We start from the raw sequence: 20,487 nt of genomic DNA, 5'->3' as shown, positions 1-20,487 counted from the left end.
GCGCTGCATCTTCCGCAATGGCAAACGCGGCGGTCCCGGCGGTATCGGTTCGCGGCTTCGTCAAACGCTACGGCGCGGTCGCGGCCGTGTCCGGGCTCGACCTCAGCGTGGCCCAGGGCGAGATCTTCGGGCTCATCGGGCCGGACGGCGCGGGCAAGAGCAGCCTGCTCAAGGCCGTGGCCGGGGTGCTTTCGTACGAGGGCGGCGAGGTGCGGGTCTTCGGCCTGCCCGTGCTCACCGAGGCCGGAGCCGAGGCCGCCAAGGCGCACCTGGGCTTCATGCCCCAGGGCCTGGGCAAGAACCTCTACGGCGACCTGTCCATTGAGGAGAACATCGACTTTTTCGCCAAGCTGCGCCTGGTGCCGGCACAGGCCCTGCGCGAGCGCAAGGAGCGCCTGCTGGCCATGACGCGCCTGGACCGCTTCCGCGCCCGGCCCATGAAGCAGCTTTCCGGCGGCATGAAGCAGAAGCTGGGGCTTGTGTGCACCCTCATCCACGCGCCCCGGCTCATCCTCCTCGACGAGCCCACCACCGGCGTGGACCCGGTGTCGCGCCGCGACTTCTGGACCATTCTGCACGAGCTGCTGGCCGAGGGCGGCGTCACGGCGCTCATCTCCACCGCGTACATGGACGAGGCCAGCCGCTTTGGCCGCGTGGCGCTGCTGCACCAGGGCCGCGCCCTGGCCCAGGGGCCGGCGCGGGAGGTGGCGGCGCAGACGCCCGGCGTGGCGCTGCGCGTCACCACGGCCGACCCGGCGCGCACGGCCGAGGCCCTGGAGCTTTTGGGCGCGCGCTACGCCTCGGTGCGGGGCCTGGGGCGCGAGCTGCGGGTGTTTCTGCCCGGCGCGGACGTTGAAGCCTCGCGGCGGGCGCTGGCCGCCTTGCTCGATGGCGCGGGCATCGCCCATGCCGTGGCCGGGCAGGAGCCGCCGGACCTGGAGGATGTGTTCGTGACCAAGGTGGACCCCCGCGACGGCGCGCAGGACGCCTCGGGTCCGGGGCAGCGCCCGGACCTGGCCGCCCTGGATTGGGGCGCGCCTTCGAACTGCGCCGCGAACAACGCCGCGAACTGCGCCGAGAACTGCGCCGAGAACTGCGCCGCGAACTGCGCCGAGGGCTCCGCGTTGGAGACACGAGCAGGCGGCCAGGCGTCGGCCAATCGGCAGAGGGCGGCAGCCGGGCAGGCCACGACCGCTGGACAGACGGCGACCGCTGAGAGGGACGAGCCGGGCGGAGTGGCGTCGGGGGGGCGCGCCGCGCGCGAGCTGGCCATCCGGGCCCAGGGCCTGGTGCGGGACTTCGGGAGCTTCCGCGCCGTGGACAACGTGAGTTTTTCCGTGAAGCCGGGCGAGATCTTCGGCCTGCTTGGCGCCAACGGCGCGGGCAAGACCACGGTCATCAAGATGCTGACGGGCATTCTGCCGCCCACGGGCGGCGCGGGCAGTGTGGCCGGAGCGGACATGCTGCGGGGCGGACGGGAGATCAAGGAGCGCATCGGCTACATGTCGCAGGCGTTCTCGCTCTACACCGACCTGACCGTGACCGAGAATCTGCGCCTGTACGCGGGCATCTACGGGCTGGACCGCGCGCAGACGGCGGAGCGCGTGGCCTGGGCCATCGGCCTGGCGGGCCTTGCCGGGCGGGAGAACGCCCTCACCGCCAGCCTGCCCATGGGCCTTAGCCAGCGCCTGGCCTTGTGCTGCGCGCTGCTGCACCGGCCGCGCATCCTGTTCCTCGACGAGCCCACCAGCGGCGTGGACCCGTTGGGCCGCAGGCTCTTCTGGGACATTTTGCGCCAGCTCTCGCGCCGGGCCGGGGTGGCTGTGCTCATCACCACCCACTACATGAGCGAGGCCGAATACTGCGACCACCTGGCGCTGATGTATGCCGGGCGCGTGGTGGCCGACGCCACCCCGGCGGACATGAAGGCCGCGCTTCTGGCCGAGGCCGGGCCCATGCTGGAGGTGGACGTGGACGACCCGCACCGGGCCGTGGCCTCGCTCTTGGCCGCTGGCTTCGCCGAGGCCGCGCTGCATGGCGACCGCGTGCATGTTCAGGCCGGGCAGGCGGGCGCGGGACAGGCCCAAGCGGGACAGACTCAAATGGGGCAGGCCGACACGGAGCAGGCCGACACGGAACAGGGTAGCGCGGGGCAGCCAACGCTGAACCCGGCTGAAGCGCATCAGACGGAAGCGCGTCAGACTGAAGCAGATCAGACGGAAGCGCATCAGACGGAAGCGCACCAGACGGAAGCGCGTCAGACTGAAGCAGAGCAGGTTGGCGCGATTGGTTCGGCTGGCGATGCTGGCGCTGCGGGCGCGGGGCAGTCTGCAGCGGCTGGCGCGGCTGGCGCGGCGGAGCGCGCCCGGGCCGTGTCCGAGGCGCTTTCACGCGCGGGCCTTGCGCCCCGGAGCGTTGTTGCAGTGCCCCTTTCGATGGAGGACGTGTTCGTGCACCGGGTGCTGAGCCTGGAGGCGCAGGACAGGAAGCAGGCCGGGAAACCGGCAGGAGAACAGGCCGTGAAGCCGGGCGATCCGTCGAGCGATTCGTCGGGCGATTCGTCGGGCGATCCGTCGAGCGATTCGTCGAGCGATTCGTCAGGTGATTCGCCCGGTGACCCGCCGGGCGGCGCGCCGGACAAGAAACAGGGGGCGGCGGCATGAACCTGATCCGCGTGGCCGCCCTGGCCCAGAAGGAATGGCGCGAGATTCTGCGCGACAGGCTGTTCTTCGCCCTGTCCTTCATCGTGCCCGCGCTGTTGATGCTGCTTTTCGGCTACGGCCTGTCACTCGACGTGGAGAACATCCCCTTCGCCATCCAGGACCTGGACCGCACGCCCCAAAGCCGGGACTACGCCTACCGCTTCATCCACTCGCGCTACTTCCGCTTCCAGGGCTACGTCACGGACGAGAACCAGGCCGGGGAACTCCTCTCCCAGGGCCGGGCGCGGGCGGTCATCGTCATCGGCCAGGGCTTTGGCCGGGAGCTTGCCGCGAACCGTCCGGCCCATGTGCAGACCCTGCTCGACGGCACCTTTCCCTACCGCACCCAGGTCACCAAGGGCTACATCACTGCCATCAACACCGCCCTGACCCGCGAGCTGCTGGCCGCCTACATGGTGCGCGAAAAGGGGCTTGCGCCCGCGCGCGCGCAGGACGCCGTGGACCCCGTGCGCCTGGAGGTGCGCTACCTCTACAACCAGGGCCTCAAAAGCTCCTGGGGCGTGGCGAGCAAGCTCATCATGGCGCTTCTGCTCATGTGCCCGCCGTTTTTGACAGCCCTCGGCGTGGTGCGCGAGAAGGAATCGGGCGCCATCTACAACATCTACGCCTCCAACGCCACGCGGGCGGAGTTCCTCATCGGCAAGCTGAACCCGTACTTCTGCATCGCCTTCATCAACGCCCTGGTGCTGTGGGCCATGGCCTGCTTTCTTTTCGGCGCGCCCTTCAAGGGCTCGGCCACGGCCTTTTTGTTCGCCACCGTGCTGTACGTGCTGTGCTCAACGGGCATCGGCCTGCTCATCTCGGTTTTGGTCAAGAGCCAGATAGCGGCCATGATCGTCACGGCGGTGGTCACGGCCATGCCCTCCATGCTCTATTCCGGCCTGCTCACGCCGGTTGCGTCCATGAACTGGACCGCGCGCGGCGTGGCGGCGGTGTTTCCGGCCATGTACTACGGCCGCATCATCGAGTTCTGCTTTTTGAAGGGCCTGGGCTGGGCCTACGTGTGGGGCGACATGCTGATTCTGGCCGGGTACGGCGCGGCGCTTTTCGCGGTGGGCTATTCCATGTTCCACAAGCGGGTGGCGGCATGAACGAAGCCCTGCGCCGGCGTGCGCGCATCTGGCTGCGGCGGGCCTGGGCCCTTACGGTCAAGGAGTACATCCAGCTCTTCCGCGACACCATCCTGGTGGTGTTCATCGCCTACGCCTTCACCCTCGATGTCTACGTGGCCGGGGTGGGCGTGAACTGGCAGCTGAACAACGCGGAGCTGGGCGTGCACGACGCGGACAAGTCCACGGCCTCGCGCGAGGTGGCGGGGCGGTTTCGTGCGCCGTTCTTCAAGAACCTGGGCAGCGTGGACGCGCCGGAGACCGGCATACGCCTGCTGGACGAAGGCAGGCTCATGGTGGTGCTGGACTTTCCGCCCGACTTTGGCGCGGATGTGCTGCGGGGCCGCCAGACCTCGGTGCAGATGCAGGTGGATACGGCCAATTCGGCCATCGGCAGCCTGGCCACCAGCTACGCGGAGCAGATCGTCGGCCGCTACGGCCTGGAGCAGGCCCTCGGCGTGCAGGAGCTTGACGTGGACAAGATCCACGGCGTGCCGTTTTTGATCGACGAGACCCGCGCCTGGTACAACCAGAATCAGGAGGACTCCTGGTTCATGGCCCTGGCCGAGCTCATCAGCAACATGACGCTCTTGGCCATATTGCTGCCCGCCGCGGCCCTGGCGCGGGAGAAGGAGCGCGGCACCGTGGAGCAGCTCATGGTCTCGCCTCTTTCGCCCGTGCAGATTCTTGCGCCCAAGATTTTGGCCATGGGCAGCGTCATTCTGGCCGGACTGGCCGCGGGCGTGCTCGGCGTGGTCGTGGGCCTGTTCCATGTGCCGGTGCGCGGCAGCCTGCCGCTGTTCTTCGGCGTCAGCGCCCTGTACATCATGTTCACCGCGGGCATCGGCCTGCTCATCGCCACCATCGCCCGCAATCTGGCGCAGGTGGGCATGCTCACCGTGCTGGTGTTCGCGCCCATGATTTTTCTCTCCGGCGCGTGGACCCCGCCCGAGGCCATGCCCAGTTGGATGCGCTTCATCATGGGCTGCCTGCCCATGCACTACATGCTGGACGCGGCCTTCGGCATTCTGCTCAAGGGGCTTGGTCCGGCCGGGCTGTGGCGCGAGCTGCTGGGCATAGTGGGCCTGGGCGCGCCCATTCTCGGCCTGAGCCTGTGGCGCTTCAGCCGCCAGTTCAAGTAGGGCGTCACTCCCCAAGCACAGCCAGGGCCGAGAGGGCCAGAAGCCGCTGCCGTTGCGAGGCGGACTGCCGCGCCGCGGTCCTGAGCCATGTCAGCAAAGCCTCGTCCGGGGGCTTGCCGGGCATGCCGATGAGGCAGGGCAGGGCGTGGCGGTCCATGCCCTGGCGTAGCCGGCGCAGAAATGCGGCGCAGGCCTCTCTGGCGTACGGTAAGGCAAGGGCCCATTTCTGGCTCGACTTTTCGTCAACCATTCTTCCGGCATCCATTTCTTCCGCTGCCATCGCGCCCGCGCCTGCCCCGCAGGGGGCCGTTGCGCCGGTGCGCGCCGTGACCATTGTCTCGCTCGCCATGCTCCCGGCCTTCATCACCACAGCAGCCATGCCGCCGGCCTCCTGCGCGGCCGCAAGACCCGCACGCGCGCCGAACACCAGCGCCGAGAGCACCATGCCTCCGCCCAGACGATTGGCCCCGTGCATGCCGCCCGCGCACTCGCCGCAGGCGTAGAGGCCGGGCGCGCTCGTGCGGCCTTGTCCGTCGATTCGTGCGCCGCCGTTGCCCGCGTGGGCCGCCAGGATCAAGGGCTCCTGCCCTGGCGGGCGCACCAGTCCGTCCGCGCCGCGCCGGGCCAGCAGGGCGTGGTCCAGGGCGGCGTCGGGCAGGCCGTGCGACACCGGGCAGTGCCCGCGCCGCGCCGCGCACAAGTCGGCGCATGGCGTGGCGAGGTCTCCGGACCAGCCTGTGTCTCGCCAGTCCAGGTCGCCGGGATTGACGAAGGAGCCGTCGCGGGCGCGCAGCCAAAAGAATTGCAGGTAGCGGGCGTTGACAAGCCGTGCCCCGGCGCTGGCCAGCAGCCCGCAGGCCAGGCCGCTGCCGCCCGGTCCGCACAGGCGGCGCGCAAAGAGCGGGCCAGGTCCGCCCAGGGCGGCTATGACCACGCGGGCGCTGATGGTGAGGTTGTGCCCCCCGCGCAGGGCCTGGAGCAGCGCGCCGCAGACGCGGTCGTTCTGGTGTGGGCCGCGCGGCAGGTCCAGCGCTTCAAAGCCGTGCAGAACCTCCACGCCAAGGCTGCGCGCCTTGGCCAGAAACGCCGCGTGGACCTGGGCCAGGCCGTCGAAGATCACCGCGCGTTTGGCCGGGCTGAAGCAGGCGGGAAAGCGGGAGAGCCGGCCGTCCGGCTCGCGGCGGAAGGAGAGTCCCAGGCCGAGCAGGTCGTTCAGCCGGGCCGGGGCGTCCGCGGCCAGGGCGCGCGCGAGCTCCGGCAGGACGATGCCGGGGGCGGCCAGGCGCTGCACCTCGGCCACGAAGGCTTCGGCCTCGTGCTCTTGCGGGGCCTGCATGCCCAGGGCGTTGTTGCGGTTGGCGAAGGAGGAGCCGGAAGGGGTGCTGCGCGGGCTGACCAGGAGCACGCGCAGGCGCGGATCGGATTCCTTGGCGGCCCAGGCGGCGCGCAGGCCGGCAAGGCCCGCGCCCAGCACGAGAACATCGCACTGCCGTGGGCCGGGCATGGGGATGCGGGGAGGCGGAATATCTGACGTAGGAATGTCTGGCGGGGGCACTGCGGCCTCCTTGGCTGATCGGCGCTCGGTCCCGGCTGGCCTGACGAGCTTCCCGTGTGGCGGCGCCATGTGCTTGGCTGCAATGGACGTTCGGCGAAATCCATCCGCCCTGGTCCCGCGCCCGCGCGGCAGCCGCGAACGCGCGCCGCTGAGTGCATGCCAGCGCTGCGCCCCGGCGGGCAATGAACAACAGCGCGGCGGGCGCTTTCTTCCCGGAGAATCGCCTATGCGCCGAGCTTTTTCTTGGCGAAGGCCAGCAGCTTCTGCGCCTCCACGAAATTCGGATTCACGGCCACGGCCTTTTGCGCGGCCAGGGCCATCTTGTCCCACTTCTGCCAGTCGTAATACAGCCGGCCCAGGTTGAAGAACAGGTACTCGTCGGCCTGGGTGATGGCCAGGGCGCGCAGGTAGTAGTTCTCCGCGCTGGCGAAGTCCTGCATCTTGCGCAGCACGATGCCGATGCGGTTGTAAAGGTAGAGCGACTCGGGCGAGTCGTTGATGGCTTGGCTGAGGTGCCCCAGGGCGTCCTGGTTCAGGCCCGCCTTGTGGTAGCGGTCGGCGATGTCGGCGCGCAGTTCGGAGTCGCCCGCGAACTCGCCGGTGAGCTTGTCGAACACCTGCCGGGCCTGGTCGTACTCGTTCTGGTCCAGGTGCTTCTGTCCGCGCTCCAGTTCCTCGCGCTTGCGCGCGGCCAGGGCGTTCATGTCCTTCTGGGCGTTCTCGTTCACGTCCTCTTGCAGCACCTTGCGCATCTCGAAGATTTCCTCAAGAAGCTTCTTCTCCTCGCCCGGGGCGTAGTGCAGCACCAGCGGGTAGACCTTGCGCAACTCCTTGTGGTTGTTCAGGGCGTACACCGTCGATTCGATCATCTGGCCGAACTCTTCGCGCTCGTTCTTCATGAGCGGTGCGGAAAGCATGATGACGATGGCGTCATTCAATGACTGCGCCGCAGCCATGTATTTTCCCATCTTGAGGCTGGCGTTGATGCTGGTGAGCTTCTGACGCGCCTTGGTGAGTTCGCCTGACATGATGCCTCCTGCCGCGGGGTTGGCGCGGGCTCGGTGCCTATTTGCCCGTGGCCTGGCGGACCAGGTCGCGGAAGCGGCGGAAGAAATACGCGCTGTCGTGGGGGCCGGGGGCCGCTTCGGGGTGGAACTGGATGGCGATGAGCGGCTTGTCCTTGTGGGCGAAGCCTTCCAGCGTGTCGTCGTTCAGGTTGCGGTGGGTCACCTTAAGCTCGGGCAGGTGGTCCACATCGACGCAGAAGCCGTGGTTCTGCGAGGAGATCTCGATCTTGCCGGACTCCATGTCCATGACCGGATGATTGCAGCCGTGGTGGCCGAACTTGAGCTTGTAGGTCCGCCCGCCAAGGGCCAGACCCATGATCTGGTGCCCGAGGCAGATGCCCGCCACCGGGTACTTGTCGGCAAAGACCTTCGTGGCCTCGATGGCGTTTTTCACCACGGCCGGGTCGCCGGGGCCGTTGGACAAAAACACGGCGTCCGGGGAAAGCTCCGTCACCTGTTCGTGGGTGAAGGTGGAGGGCACCACGAGCATGTCGAAGCCCTGGGCCGCCAGCAGGCGCAAAATGTTCCACTTGATGCCGAAGTCGTACACCACGACCTTGGGGCCCGTGCCGGCCCAGGAGAAGCCGCCCTTCAGGTCGACGTCGGAGGTGCCGGTGCCGGTCCACAGGTAGGGGCGCTTGGCGCTCACCTTGTCGGCCAGGTTCAGGCCTTCCATGCTGGGCAGGGTCTTGGCCTTTTGCACCAGCGCCTCGGCCGAGCCCTCGGTGGAGATGACGCCGCGCATGGCGCCGTTGAGGCGCAGGTGGCGGGTCAGGGCGCGGGTGTCGATGCCCTCGATGCCCATGACGCCGGCCTTTTTGAGGTATTCCGGCAAGGACATGGTGGCGCGCCAGTTGGAGGGCTCCTTGCAGCATTCCTTGACGATGAAGGCCTCGACGCCGACCTTGTGCGACTCGACGTCCTCGGCGTTGACGCCGTAGTTGCCGATGAGCGGGTAGGTCATGCAGACCATCTGGCCCACGTAGGAGGGATCGGTCAGAATCTCCTGATACCCGGTCATGCCGGTGTTGAAGATGGCTTCGCCCCCGGTCTCGCCGGGGCCGGTGAACGAGGCTCCCTCAAAACAGGTGCCGTCTTCAAGGGCCAGAATAGCTTTCATATTTCTTGCTCCCGCAGGATTTTTTCAATGTGGGCGATGTCTTCCGGGCGGTCCACCCCATGGCACTTGTGGCTGGTTATGGCCACGTGGATGGGGATGCCGTTCTCCAGAAGCCGCAGTTGCTCCAGCTTTTCCGTGCGCTCCAGCCGGGCCTGCGGCAGCGCGGCAAAGCGCTCCAGCGTGGCCATGCGGAAGGCGTACAGTCCCAGGTGCAACAGCGGTCCGGCTTCGTCCGCGCCTGGTTCGGCGTTCGGGTCCGCATCCCGGCAATACGGAATGCTCGCCCTGGAAAAATACAGTGCCCGGCCGAATGCGTCCAGCACGACTTTGACCCTGTCCGGGCTCGCGGCCTCGGCGCGGGTCATGGGCGTGGCCAGGGTGGCGGCCAGCACCTGCGCGCCTTGCGGCCCGGTGAAGGGGGCCAGAAGCTCCTCCAGCATGGCGGGCTCCAGCGCGGGTTCGTCGCCCTGCACGTTCACCACCACGCTGTCGGCCTCCGCGCCCAGCAGCCGGGCGGCCTCCAGCACGCGGTCGGTGCCGCTCTGGTGTTCGCGCGCGGTCATCAGCGCGGGCACGCCCCAGGCGGCGGCGGCGTCCATGATGCGTGCGTCGTCCGTGGCGAGAACGACCTTGCTGAACAGCGGGCATTTTGCGGCGCGTTTGAGCACACGCACGCACATGGGCATGCCCAAAATATCGGCCAGCGGCTTGCCGGGAAAACGCGAAGAGTCATACCTTGCCGGGATGATTGCGTAACAGGAGGGCAGGGTGGTCATGCGTTTCATTGCTCCGCTGGGTGTTTACCCGCAATTTAGGCATTCGGCAACAGCCTGGCAAGCGGCTTCGCCGCCGCCTTGGCGAGACATGGCGTAGACCTCGGCCTTGGCGCGCACCTCGGCCCGGTCCGCGGGCGCCGCTGCCAGGGCCGAAAGGGCCGTGAGCACGCCCTGCCAGTCGGCCTCTTGGCGCACGATGCCGGTGCTGAAGATCTCCTCTCCCACCCAGGCGAAGTTGGACCAGGACGGGCCGATGACCGGCACCAGCCCGTGGGCCAGGGGCTCCAGAAAGTTCTGCCCGCCCAGGTCGGCCAGGCTGCCGCCCAAAAAGCACGCCCGCGCCAGGCCAAAGGCCGAGCCGAGCTCGCCGAAGACATCCCACACCACGACGGAGCCGGGCCGGGCCTTTTCGCCCGCGCTGCGCCGGGCAAAGGGGATGCCCGCCTCGCCCAGGGTTTCGCACCAGGTGTTCACGCGGTCCATGTGCCGGGGAAACAGGCCGATGACCGCGCCTGGCTGACGCGTAAGCAAGCCCTGGACGATGGCCAGGACCTCGCGCTCCTCCTGCTTGCGCACGCTGCCCAGCACGATGAAGGGCGCGGCCGCGTCGCTTGCGTCCGGCAGCAGCGCGGCGATCTCCGCCTTGGGCGGCGCCGGGGCAAAGCTCAGGCGGTCGAACTTGATGTTTTGCATGACGCCCACGCGCGACTCCGGAAACAGGGACTTGAAGCGCCGCGCGTCGTCGTCGGAAACGGCCAGCACCCGCGCGGGCGAAAACGAGCGCCAGAAGCCGGGCAAACGCTGGTAGCCCTTGAGGCTCTTGGGGGTCATGCGGGCGTTGAGGACCAGGGCGGGCACCCCCTGCTTGCGGCAGGCGGCCAGCAGGCCGGGCCAAATTTCCGTTTCCAGCAGCACCACTGCCTTGGGCGCAATGGCCGCCAGGGCGCGGTCCATGCGGCCCGGCAGGTCGAAGGGCACGTAGGCGGGCACGAGGGTGATGTTCGGGGCCAGCGCGGCGCGGGCCTGCTCCAGTATGCCCAGACCTTGGCTGGTGAAGGTGGTGGCCAGCACCGTAAGCGGGCCGGTTTTGCCGGCGGCGTGCTTCGCCAGCCGGTCCGCGAGCTCCCAGGCCAGATAGGCCTCGCCGCCGGAAGCCGCCTGAAGCCAGAGATCCGCCTTGGCGGGCGGGCCGGCGGAAAGGGTGCGGGCCTCCCAGCCCTCGCGCAGGCGCTTGTTGCGCTTGAGCCCCGGCAGGGCGGCGAGCCAGGCCAGGCCGTACAGCCCCAGCATCACGCGCGCGCCAAAAGGCAGTGCGCGCGGCGTCGAAGCGCCCTGCGGCGTGGAGCCCGTGGCGGGCGTGCTCATTCGTCGCCCAGGGCGTCTTGGACGGGCAGGCCGTTGCGGCGGGCGTGGGCCTCCAGGCCCAGGCGCACCAGCTCGGCAACCAGGGCGTCGAAGCTCATGCCCACGGCGGCGGCGGCCTTGGGCAGCAGGCTCGTGGCCGTCATGCCCGGCAGGGTGTTGGTCTCCAGGATGAACGGGTGGCCGTCGGCGTCGATCATGAAGTCCGAGCGGCTGTAGCCGGTGATTCCCAGGGCCTTGTGCGCGGCCAGGGCCATGGCCTGCACCTCGGCCGTGAGGGCTGCGTCCACGGGCGCGGGGCAGATCTCCTCGGCCCCGTCCTTGTCGTATTTGTTGGCGTAGTCGAAAAATACGGTGCCGGGCCGCGGGCGGATCATGATCACCGGCAGGGGGGTCTCGCCCAGCACGGCGCAGGTGAGCTCGAAGCCTGGCACGCAGGTCTCCACCAGGGCGGCCTCGCCCAGGGCGAAGACCTTTTGCAGGGCGGCGTCAAAGTCGGCCACCTCGTCCACGCGGCTCATGCCCACGCTGGAGCCGCCCGCGTTGGGCTTGACGAACAGGGGCAGGGGCAGGCGCAGCTCGTGCGTTTCGGCGTTGGTGAACAGCTGCCAGCGGGGCGTGCGCAGGTTGTGCCTGGCATACACCGCCTTGGCCGCGGCCTTGTTCAGGGCCAAAAACGAGGCCTTGGGCCCCGCGCCCTGGTAGGCGCAGCCCGCTTCCTCCAGCATGGCCTGGATGAGGCCGTCTTCGCCCGGTGAGCCGTGCAGGTTCAAAAAGGCGAAGTCCGCCTGTTCGGCCAGGGGGATTATTTCGGCGAAGTCCACCGCCGGGTCGAGGAAACGCACGTCGTGTCCCAGGCGCGTCAACGCCTCCTTGATGCCGGTTGCGCCGGAAAGGGACACCTGCCGTTCAGTCGACCAGCCGCCCGCTATCAAAATCATGCGCATTGAGGTCTTTCTCCAGAAGCCGGCCAAAGGCGTCTTCGATGTCCTTGGCCTGGCGGTTGGTGCTGTGGATGCGTTCACAAATTTCCGGGGTCTTGCCGTAGCGCGCCACCAGGTCGCCGAAGCGCGCCTCGATGGGCACGATCTTGTCGTGGGCCACGCGCTTGTCGCCGTAGAGCACGGTGAGCGGCGTGAAGAAGCGGCGAATGTCCACCTCGAAAGGCCAGTACACGTGGTGGATGACGCCCTGGGCCAGCAGCGGGTTGCCCGTGAGGGCCATGACCCACGCCCCGCCGAGCTGGCTGTGGTTGCCGCCGTGGCGGATGCAGTAGATCTTGGCCAGGTCGTGCAGCAGGGCCGAGGCGCGCACCGTGTCCAGATCGACCGGAATGCCGATCCTGGCGCCCGCCTCCGCCAACTGGCAAGCCACCCGGGCCACCTTGCGGCTGTGGGCGCGGATGTGCTCCGGCATTTCAAAGCGGTCCCAAAGGGCCACGCAGCGGGCTTCGGAAGGCACGCGCCATGCGGCGGCGTGGCCTGCCGGGGTGGGCGGCGGCGGGGGCAGGGTGGGCCACAGGGGGGCCATGGGGATTTCCGGGCGCATGGGATGCATGGGCGCTGCCTTGGCTTGTGCCATGAGCTGAAGATGTTTCTCGGCGCGGCGAAAGACCGCGCAAAAAAGAGGAATAGCAAGAGCGCCCTGAAAAATAAAGCGGGCGTCATGGAGTTTCGGAAATCATGGCTGCGAAATTATCCTTGAAATTTTTTGCGGCCGCGGCTAAGAATGGGGCTGGAAATTGAGAGGTGCAACAGGTTGTCCGCCCGAGGCGGGCGTTGGCGACCTGAGCAAGTTGCGTGCAATCTACACCGAGGAGGAACCAGAATGGCTTTTCTCGAGTACAAGGGCAAAAAGTTTGAAGTGGATGAGGACGGCTTCCTGTTGAAGTTTGAGGAGTGGAACCCTGACTGGGTCGAGTACATCAAAGAGAGTGAAGGCATCCCCACCATCACCGAGAACCACCAGAAAGTCATCGACTTCCTGCAGGACTACTACAAGAAGAACGGCATCGCTCCCATGGTGCGCATCCTGTCCAAGGTGACCGGATACAAGCTGAAGGAGATCTACGAGCTGTTCCCCTCCGGCCCCGGCAAAGGCGCCTGCAAAATGGCCGGCCTGCCCAAGCCCACCGGCTGCGTGTAGTCTCTGTTTTCATCGTGACCTTGAAGGGGCGGCGGCTTTTGGGCTGTCGCCCCTTTTAAAATTGGCTGGGAACGCTGACCGGGAACGCTGACGGGAAGCACTGGCCGAGGCGTGCGCGCAAAGCGGCGGAGCGTCCTTGGCGTCCGCGCTTCTGCTTGCATGGTGATGTCCCCCACGGCTCGCAGCCCCAAGCGGCATGACCGGACGTGCCGCCATTTTTCCCGCGTCCTGCTCCCGCAGCGCCGGTTTCGCCCCTTTGCCCGTGTGGCGCGGGCGCTGTCTCTCCCCCCTTGTTTCTGCCCCAAGGAGGCCCCCGCATGAATGCGCTGTTCCTCACCCAGGCCAAGGCCAACCGCTGGGCCAACCGGATTTTGTTCGCCGAGCTGGCGAAGCTTACGCTCGCGCAGTGGACGGCCACGAGCGCCGTGAATTTCGGCAGCGCGCAGGGCATCGCCAATCATCTCGTCCTGGCCGACCAGGCCTGGCTCTTCCGCTTCACCCAGCAGGGCCCGGCCCCGGACACGGTGGACGCCTCGCCCTGGCCGGAGCTCGCCGCCCTGCGCGCCGAGCGCGAGAGCCTGGACGATCGCGTCATCGCCTTTGCCGAGGGGCTCGACCCCGCGCGCCTGGGCGGGGTTCTCCACTACCGGAGCATGAGCGGCCAGCCCTGCGCCGAGCCCTTTGCCCTGTGCGTGGCGCATTTCTTCAATCACCAGACCTTCCACCGGGGGCAGCTGCACGCGTTGCTGGGCCTTTGCGGCATCAAGGCCCCGAACCTGGACCTCATCTATTATCTGGCGGCGCAGCGCACGGCCTAGCTGTGGCGCTCAAGACGTTGTTCGCAACCTCTCCGGCTCGGCTGATGGGCGGTTTATTTCGTCGTGCCGAGTGATTTCAGCGGAAGCTTGATCCATGGAGCCGGCTTGGCTGGTTTGCTAGCGGCTTGCGGACGGGCGGGAGCCTGGATTGCTGGGCCTGGCCGCGGCGCGGGGACGAACTGACAGCCCGGCTGGCGGCCAAGTTGACGACCAATATGGCGGTCTAACTGGCGCATGGCAGCCAAGCGGGCGTTCAGGCGCGCGGCCTGTTTGCAGATCTTGGCGAACGGCGCGCATTAACTGACGCCGGCATGGCGACCGTCATGGCGGCAATGTTTGCGTTCAAACGTGCCACTCGGTTGACCGGCTTGACGCGCGTCGGCGCGGGCGCGCGTCGCCACGGCGTGACACGCGCGAGTCCGGCCGCGGGCATGGACTCGGAGCGCCGGGAAGTGTATGCACTTCTGGCCGGGCGGCCTGATATTCCGCAATGATGTCCCGGCCAGACCGCTTGGAAGGAAGGTAGCCCGTGAGCCTCGAAATTCTCGACCAGTTCCACGACCCGGCCCTGTGCAAAAGCGTGCTGGACCGCCTTTGCGCCACCCTGACCGGCCCGCTGCGCTTCATGGAAGTCTGCGGCACGCATACGGTGGCCATTTTCCGCAGCGGTCTGCGCTCCATTCTGCCCAAGGAGATCGTCCACCTCTCCGGCCCGGGCTGTCCGGTGTGCGTCACCCACGAGGCGGAGATCAACGCCTTCCTCGACCTGGCCGAAAAGCCCGGCGTCATCATCGCCACCTTCGGCGACCTCATGCGCGTGCCCGGCAGCCGCGGCCGCACCTTGAAGGCCGCCCAGGCCGACGGCGCGCGGGTCAGCGTGGTTTATTCCCCGCCCGACGCCATCAAGCTCGCGGCGGAAAACCCGGACGCCAAGGTGGTGTTCTTGGGCGTGGGCTTCGAGACCACCGCCCCAGGCGTGGCCGCCAGCCTCAAAATGGCCAAGGCCCAAGGCGTGAACAACTACCGCGTGCTCTCGTTCCACAAGCTGGTGCCGCCCGCGCTTGAGGCCCTGCTCTCCGACGCGGACCCGGCTCCGGGCCAGGGCATCGACGCCTTCATCATGCCCGGCCACGTTTCGGCCATCATCGGCACCGCGCCCTATCAGGTCGTGGCCCAGCGCTACGGCAAGGCCGCGGCCGTGGCCGGTTTCGAGCCCCTGGACATTTTGCAGGCCCTGCTCTTTTTGGCCGAGTGCCAGCGCGACGGCGTGGCCAGGGTGGCCAACCTGTACCGCCGCGTGGTGCGCGACGAAGGCAACGCCAAGGCGCGGGCCATGATGGCCGAGGTCTTCACCCCCGTGGACGCCCTGTGGCGCGGCATCGGGCTCATTCCCGGCTCCGGCCTGGAGATCGGCCCGGAGTACGCCGCCTTTGACGCCAAGCGCGACTTTGCCATCGAGATCAAGGACTGCCCGCCCTTGCCGGGCTGCAAATGCGGCGAGGTGCTCAAGGGCCGCCTCGCGCCGAATCTCTGCCCGCTGTTCGGCAAGGCCTGCACCCCTGCCAAGCCCGTGGGCCCCTGCATGGTCTCCACCGAGGGATCGTGCGCGGCCTACTACAAATACCAGGTGGATTAAGCTCATGAGCGACAAGGTTCTTCTCGACTACGGCTCTGGCGGCAAGGCTTCCCAACGGCTCATAGGCGAGCTGTTCTTGAAGAATTTCGACAACCCGGAGCTTCGGCGCATGAACGACGGCGCGGTGCTTTCCGTTGCCGGCAAAATCGCGGTGAGCACCGACACCTTCACCGTGGACCCCATATTCTTTCCCGGCGGCGACATAGGCCGCCTGGCCGTGCACGGCACGGTGAACGACGTGGCCATGATGGGCGCGGTGCCCCGCTACCTCACCTGCGGCTTCCTCATAGAGGAAGGCCTGGAGATGGACGTGCTGACGCGCATCGTCGAGTCCCTGGGAGCCGCCGCGCGCGAGGCTGGCGTCTGGGTCGTCACGGGCGACACCAAGGTTGTGCCCAAGGGCGCGGCCGACAAGATCTTCATCAACACCACGGGCATCGGCGACGTCATCGTGGACCCCGCTCCGGCGGGCGACCGTGCCGCCGCAGGCGACGCCATCCTCATCAGCGGCACCCTGGGCGACCACGGCCTGGCGATTTTGTCCACGCGCCAGGGCCTGGCCTTTGAAACGCCCGTGCTCTCGGACTGCGCCAGCCTGAACCACGCCATCGAGGCGCTTTTGCGCGGCTTGCCCGACGTGCACGTGCTGCGCGACCCCACGCGCGGCGGCCTGGCCACCACCTTGAACGAAATCGCCCTGGCCTCGAACGTCACCTGCGAGATCGTGGAGGACCAGATTCCCGTGCGGCCCGAGGTGCGCGGCGGCTGCTCGCTATTAGGGCTCGACCCGCTGTACCTGGCCAACGAAGGCAAGTTCATCTGCATCGTGCCCGAGGCCCAGGCCGAGGCCGCCCTGGCGATCATGCGCGCGGACCCGCTGTGCGCCGGAGCCACGCGCATCGGCGCCGTGGTGCCGGTGGAGAAGCCGGGGCAGTCCGGCCGGGTGGTGCTCAAGACCGGTCTGGGCGGCAAGCGTCTGCTCGGCATGCTCGAAGGCGAACAGCTGCCGCGCATCTGCTAAACGGAGGCGGATCGTCCAAAACCGGATCATCCGCGAAAATCGCTTGGTCCCGGTCCTCTGAGCCAAGCTGAGGCCAAGCCTGCAAGGAAACGCCATGAGCTTTACCGCGAAGTATGCCCACACCAATCTGGTGGCCAAGGATTGGCGCGCCCTGGCGGACTTCTATCAGCGGCTCTTCGGCTGCGTGCCCGTGCCGCCGGAGCGCGACTACGCGGGCGCGCACCTGGACGCGGGCACCGGCCTTGCGGGCGCGCGCCTCACCGGCATGCACCTGCGCCTGCCGGGTTTCGGCGACGCCGGTCCCACCCTGGAGATCTTCAACTACGCGGATTTGGCCGAGCGCCCTGCCACGGCGGTGAACCGGCCCGGCTACGGGCACCTGGCCTTTGCCGTGGACGACGTGGCCCGGGCGCGCGCGGACGTGCTTGCCGCGGGCGGCGCGGCCGTGGGCGAGGTGGTGACCCTTTCCACCTCCACGGGCGGGCGCGTCACCTGGTGCTACGTCACCGATCCCGAGGGCAACGTGCTCGAACTGCAGGCCTGGTCGTAACCGCCCCGGCTCCGGGGCAACACTCTTTCGCAGGAGGCCTTATGATGGACACCTGCATCTTCAAAAGCGACTCGCCCTTCATCGTCGCCCTGCAGGCCAACGTGGAGGTGGCCAACGCCGAGGGGGCGGAAAAGGCCGACCGCGCCGCCGCGCTTCTTGCCGACGCCGAACAGCTTTCGCAGCTGTGCACGGCCTGCTTCTGGGCCAGCCTGGAGGTGGAGGAGGGCCGCGAGGTGCGCGGCACCATCTCCATCTGCTCGCCCGAGTCCGTGCAGCTCGCCCGCGCCTTCACCCATCCCGTCCCCGTCACCGTGCGCGACCTGGTGGCGCTTTTGACCGCCTCGCCCCGCACGCCGCTGGCCGTGCACGGCGGGCCGGAAGGACTGCACGTCTGGGGCATGCTCGACGCCGAACCCGAAGGACTCTTGCGCCTGCGCATCGCTGGCAACGGCATTTTGCTGGCCTCGCGCGCGCGCCGGGTGCTGGCGCTTTTGAACCAGGGCGTCATGTCCATCCCGGTGGCCGCGGACGAAATATCCCTTTCGCAGCTGGTGGCGCGCACCCTGGGCAAAGAGCGCTATTTGGAGGAGCACGGCAACGCGCCCGCCCGTTTCATCCGCGTGGTCACCACCATGATCCGCCACGGCCACGGGGGCACGCTGGTCCTTGTGTCGCCAGAAGACCAGTCCTGGCGCGCGGGCGTCAGCTTTCGGTTCTGCTTCGACGAAGAGAGCGGCAGACTGCTGCAGCACAGCGTGCGCGACTTCGAGTCCGGCATGAACGAGGCCCTGCGCGGCTACGACGACCTGGTGGCCGGACGCGCCAATTGCGCCTCGCTTACAGACCTGCGCGAGCAGTACGACGCGGTGAACTACCTGCGCACCCTGAGCGAGTCCTTGTTCCGCCGCGTGGGCGACCTGGGGCTCATCGACGGCGCGGTGGTCATGGACATGGATTTGATGCTGCACGGTTTCGGGGCCAAGCTGCTCTTCGGACCGGAGGAGTTCACAGTGACCACGCTGAACGCCGTGACCGGCCGCGTGCGCGAGGATGTGCCCCTGGCCGCGCTTGGGGGCATGCGGCACCAGTCGGCGGCGCGCTTTGTCCAGGCCAACCGCGAGACCGACGCCTTCGTCATTTCTCAGGACGGGCGGCTGTCCATGATCTCCTGGTCCGAGCTCACCCAGACTGTCGCCGTGGTGCAGAACATGGAGCACTTCATCTGGGAGTACCGGACGTTCTAGCTAGTTGGACGTTGAGACTGAAGACGCCCGGTTTCCGCGTGGAGGCCGGGCGTTTTTTTGTGCGGTCCGCGTACCTACCCAACGCTCGCGAGGGGCGTTCCGGTGGGTGGGTGTGCCTGCGCGCAGACGATGCCAGCAGTATTCGGATGACCAGCCCCGGAAGCGGGTCGTCGTTGGTCTCAATCCCCAGCGTTCGAATTTCTGCGCATGGTTTCATCTGGTACCACACCAAAATTGCTGGATTAATCTCCAACAAATCAAGACTGCTATAGTCGGATTTGATGCTTTGTATTTGACAGCAGCTCTACGTAGGAATATTTGTGCCCTTCAGTATTACATATATTGATTATATAACTGCTTTCGATAGATATTATCTATCTTGCTGACACAAATAGAGCTGGAGGGCGGACGGATGCTGGTTTGGGGAACAAAGGGAAAACTGTTTCGAAACGATGCGACCTATTCCACGAGTTGCAAGAATTGCGGACACTTAGAACATCTGAGCTATATTCTTGCCAAGTATTTTCATCTGTTTTGGATTCCGACGATTCTTTGGGAAAAGGAAATCGGCCTCATCTGCACCAAGTGCAACGGCTCCATCACAGGTTCGGCGATCTCCGCGGATATCCGCGCCGAAGTGCGCAAGAGCCTGCTGCCGCCGCGAAAAAAAGCGCCGTACTTCACCGGGTTGGTCCTGGTCGCCCTGCTCGCCGCCGTTGGCGCAAAGGCGCACTACGAGCACAAGCACACCCTGCAGGACCTTGTGGCCCACCCGCAGGCGCACGACATCTACATCGCGGACATGTCCGAGTTTGTGGTGATCGACAAGGGCGAGACCCTGCGCTACGGCGCGCTGCGTGTGGAAACCGTGCTGAACGAGGGCCAGGTGGTGGCCAAGATTGGCAACCTGCGCAGCGACAAGGCCCAGCGCATCGTCACCGAGGTGAACACGGGCAAGGCCGGCGCGGACGAAGCCTTCGGCGACTCGGCCATTCTCATCGGCCCGGCCGAACTGCAGGCCCTGATGGACAACGGCACCATCAAGGACATCGTGCGCAAGGGCTAGCGGGTTCAAGTCCGGGGCTGGCGGCTTGGGTCGCCTATTCTTTGCAAAATTGTTGGCCTCTCAGCCCACGGCGCCTTACCCCACGGCCAGGCAGCCCGCGCCGGGCAGATAGTTCCGCGCCGCCAGCCAGGGCATGATCTCGGCCCTGGCCCCGCGCGAACCCACGTTGACGAGGATGAAGGGGGCGCAGTCCGGCGCGTCGGGCCTGAACAGCGGCACGGCCTCGCGGTCCAGCACGGGCGCGCCGTGCACCGTCTGGCCGATCTTCTTCGGGTCGATGTCGATGTAGGCCGCGATGACGAGGCCCAAGGACTCCAGGGGAGCCAAATGCTGGCGGCTCACCCGCCCGGCCCCCCAGACCCACACCTCCGGGTGGCGCGGATTGTTCGCCGCGAGCCAGTCCCACAGGTAGCCGGCCTTGGTCCGCGCAAAGGCCGCCGGGCTGTACGCCTCGGCCGTGCGCGAGAGCCGCGTGGGCGGGTCGTTCCACACCAGCACCTCCCGCGCCACCTTGGCCATGCGCGCGCCCTGGCCCAGCCAGCGCAGCCACATCTCATAGTCCTCGGGAAAGGGCGCGGCCCCGGCGGCTGCGCCGGTGTTCGGCCGTGCCCCGCCATAGCGGTCAAAGGCCGTGCGCCGGAACATCACCGAGGGGTTGGCGATGGGCGCTTCCACAAAGCGGTTCAGGGCGATGTCCTCGGGCGTGGCCAGGGTGTTGATCCAGTCCACATAGTGCGCGTAGCCCGCGCAGGCGCGTCTGTCGCCGCCGAAGCGCACCAGGCCGGACACGAGGTCCAGGCTTTGGTCGGCGTCGAGCAGGGCCGCCTGCAAAGCCAGGCGTTCGGGCAGGGCGGTGTCGTCGGCGTCCATGCGGGCGATGTACGGGGCGCGGCAGGCGGCGACGGCGGCGTTTCCGGCCAGGGCCACGCCCTGGTGCGGCAGGCGCACGGGGCGCACACGCGCATCACGCGCGGCAAAGGCGCACAGCACGTCCCAGGTGCCGCCGGGGTCCTGGTCGTCGCTGCCGTCGTCCACGGCAACGACTTCGAAATCGGCGAGGGTTTGGGCCAGCAGGCTCTCCAGCGCCGCGGGCAGCGTTGCGCCCGCATTGCGGCAGGGCAGGGCGACGCTGACTCTGGGCGCGGCGGGCACG

General features: G+C 67.6%; 18 protein-coding genes. 10 read left to right on the top strand and 8 right to left on the bottom strand.

The genetic code is table 11. From position 1 onward, the window contains the following. Window positions 1–17 precede the first annotated feature (17 nt). Genes ACYQ4W_RS10125 through ACYQ4W_RS10115 form a run of 3 tightly spaced genes read left to right on the top strand, consistent with a single transcriptional unit; the run spans window position 18 to window position 4,974 of the window. Window positions 18–2,663, top strand: a complete 2,646-nt coding sequence (locus ACYQ4W_RS10125) for an ATP-binding cassette domain-containing protein (RefSeq protein ID WP_459856006.1) — start codon at window positions 18–20, stop codon at window positions 2,661–2,663. After that, window positions 2,660–3,814, top strand: a complete 1,155-nt coding sequence (locus ACYQ4W_RS10120; protein ID WP_459856003.1) for an ABC transporter permease — start codon at window positions 2,660–2,662, stop codon at window positions 3,812–3,814. The genes ACYQ4W_RS10125 and ACYQ4W_RS10120 overlap by 4 nt, the downstream gene beginning before the upstream one ends. Beyond that, on the top strand, window positions 3,811–4,974 hold the full coding sequence (locus ACYQ4W_RS10115; protein ID WP_459856000.1) for an ABC transporter permease: 1,164 nt from the start codon (window positions 3,811–3,813) through the stop codon (window positions 4,972–4,974). The genes ACYQ4W_RS10120 and ACYQ4W_RS10115 overlap by 4 nt, the downstream gene beginning before the upstream one ends. 4 nt (window positions 4,975–4,978) lie before the next feature. Here the strand turns inward: ACYQ4W_RS10115 and ACYQ4W_RS10110 are convergent, their stop codons facing one another. From ACYQ4W_RS10110 to ACYQ4W_RS10080, 7 genes are all read right to left on the bottom strand, one after another. Continuing rightward, entirely contained in the window at window positions 4,979–6,529 is a 1,551-nt protein-coding gene (locus ACYQ4W_RS10110) for an FAD-binding protein (RefSeq protein WP_459855998.1), read from the bottom strand. A 224-nt stretch (window positions 6,530–6,753) separates the two neighbouring features. After that, complete coding sequence (locus ACYQ4W_RS10105) at window positions 6,754–7,557, bottom strand: tetratricopeptide repeat protein (RefSeq protein WP_459855995.1); 804 nt, start codon at window positions 7,555–7,557, stop codon at window positions 6,754–6,756. 37 nt (window positions 7,558–7,594) lie between these two features. Next, window positions 7,595–8,716 (bottom strand): glutamine-hydrolyzing carbamoyl-phosphate synthase small subunit, encoded by a 1,122-nt coding sequence (gene carA / locus ACYQ4W_RS10100; protein ID WP_459855992.1) that lies wholly within the window; start codon window positions 8,714–8,716, stop codon window positions 7,595–7,597. Beyond that, the gene (gene kdsB / locus ACYQ4W_RS10095) at window positions 8,713–9,492 is read right to left on the bottom strand and encodes a 3-deoxy-manno-octulosonate cytidylyltransferase (protein WP_459858529.1); all 780 of its coding nucleotides are present in this window, start codon (window positions 9,490–9,492) and stop codon (window positions 8,713–8,715) included. The genes carA and kdsB overlap by 4 nt, the downstream gene beginning before the upstream one ends. 24 nt (window positions 9,493–9,516) lie before the next feature. Then, entirely contained in the window at window positions 9,517–10,857 is a 1,341-nt protein-coding gene (locus ACYQ4W_RS10090; protein ID WP_459855989.1) for a 3-deoxy-D-manno-octulosonic acid transferase, read from the bottom strand. Next, the gene (locus tag ACYQ4W_RS10085; RefSeq protein ID WP_459855986.1) at window positions 10,854–11,801 is read right to left on the bottom strand and encodes a D-alanine--D-alanine ligase family protein; all 948 of its coding nucleotides are present in this window, start codon (window positions 11,799–11,801) and stop codon (window positions 10,854–10,856) included. The genes ACYQ4W_RS10090 and ACYQ4W_RS10085 overlap by 4 nt, the downstream gene beginning before the upstream one ends. Then, on the bottom strand, window positions 11,764–12,411 hold the full coding sequence (locus ACYQ4W_RS10080; protein WP_459855984.1) for an HD domain-containing protein: 648 nt from the start codon (window positions 12,409–12,411) through the stop codon (window positions 11,764–11,766). Before ACYQ4W_RS10080 ends, ACYQ4W_RS10085 begins: the two co-directional genes overlap by 38 nt. Window positions 12,412–12,681: 270 nt before the next feature. Here ACYQ4W_RS10080 and ACYQ4W_RS10075 point away from each other — a divergent pair, with 270 nt between their 5' ends. From ACYQ4W_RS10075 to ACYQ4W_RS10045, 7 genes are all read left to right on the top strand, one after another. Next, entirely contained in the window at window positions 12,682–12,999 is a 318-nt protein-coding gene (locus ACYQ4W_RS10075; RefSeq protein ID WP_459855981.1) for a TusE/DsrC/DsvC family sulfur relay protein, read from the top strand. 317 nt (window positions 13,000–13,316) lie between these two features. Continuing rightward, the gene (locus ACYQ4W_RS10070; RefSeq protein ID WP_459855978.1) at window positions 13,317–13,817 is read left to right on the top strand and encodes a DinB family protein; all 501 of its coding nucleotides are present in this window, start codon (window positions 13,317–13,319) and stop codon (window positions 13,815–13,817) included. A 529-nt stretch (window positions 13,818–14,346) separates the two neighbouring features. Further along, window positions 14,347–15,453, top strand: coding sequence for a hydrogenase formation protein HypD (gene hypD / locus ACYQ4W_RS10065; RefSeq protein ID WP_459855975.1), 1,107 nt, complete (start codon window positions 14,347–14,349; stop codon window positions 15,451–15,453). Between the two features lie 4 nt (window positions 15,454–15,457). Continuing rightward, window positions 15,458–16,474, top strand: a complete 1,017-nt coding sequence (gene hypE, locus ACYQ4W_RS10060) for a hydrogenase expression/formation protein HypE (RefSeq protein ID WP_459855973.1) — start codon at window positions 15,458–15,460, stop codon at window positions 16,472–16,474. A 94-nt stretch (window positions 16,475–16,568) separates the two neighbouring features. Beyond that, window positions 16,569–17,024 carry a VOC family protein gene (locus ACYQ4W_RS10055; protein ID WP_459855971.1) on the top strand — a complete coding sequence of 152 codons (456 nt, stop codon included), beginning with the start codon at window positions 16,569–16,571 and terminating at the stop codon, window positions 17,022–17,024. Window positions 17,025–17,065: 41 nt separating this feature from the next. Beyond that, window positions 17,066–18,268, top strand: coding sequence for a putative sensor domain DACNV-containing protein (locus ACYQ4W_RS10050; RefSeq protein ID WP_459855968.1), 1,203 nt, complete (start codon window positions 17,066–17,068; stop codon window positions 18,266–18,268). Between the two features lie 637 nt (window positions 18,269–18,905). After that, window positions 18,906–19,334: a hypothetical protein gene (locus tag ACYQ4W_RS10045; RefSeq protein ID WP_459855966.1), complete on the top strand. Its 429-nt coding sequence runs from the start codon at window positions 18,906–18,908 to the stop codon at window positions 19,332–19,334. 75 nt (window positions 19,335–19,409) lie between these two features. On the opposite strand, the gene ACYQ4W_RS10040 is transcribed toward ACYQ4W_RS10045, so the two are convergent. Next, complete coding sequence (locus ACYQ4W_RS10040; RefSeq protein ID WP_459855964.1) at window positions 19,410–20,486, bottom strand: glycosyltransferase; 1,077 nt, start codon at window positions 20,484–20,486, stop codon at window positions 19,410–19,412. Between the last annotated feature and the right edge of the window lies 1 nt (window position 20,487).

Source organism: Humidesulfovibrio idahonensis, assembly GCF_054657715.1.
Note: the sequence above shows the minus strand (reverse complement) of the source record. Positions and strands in the feature narration are given on the sequence as shown.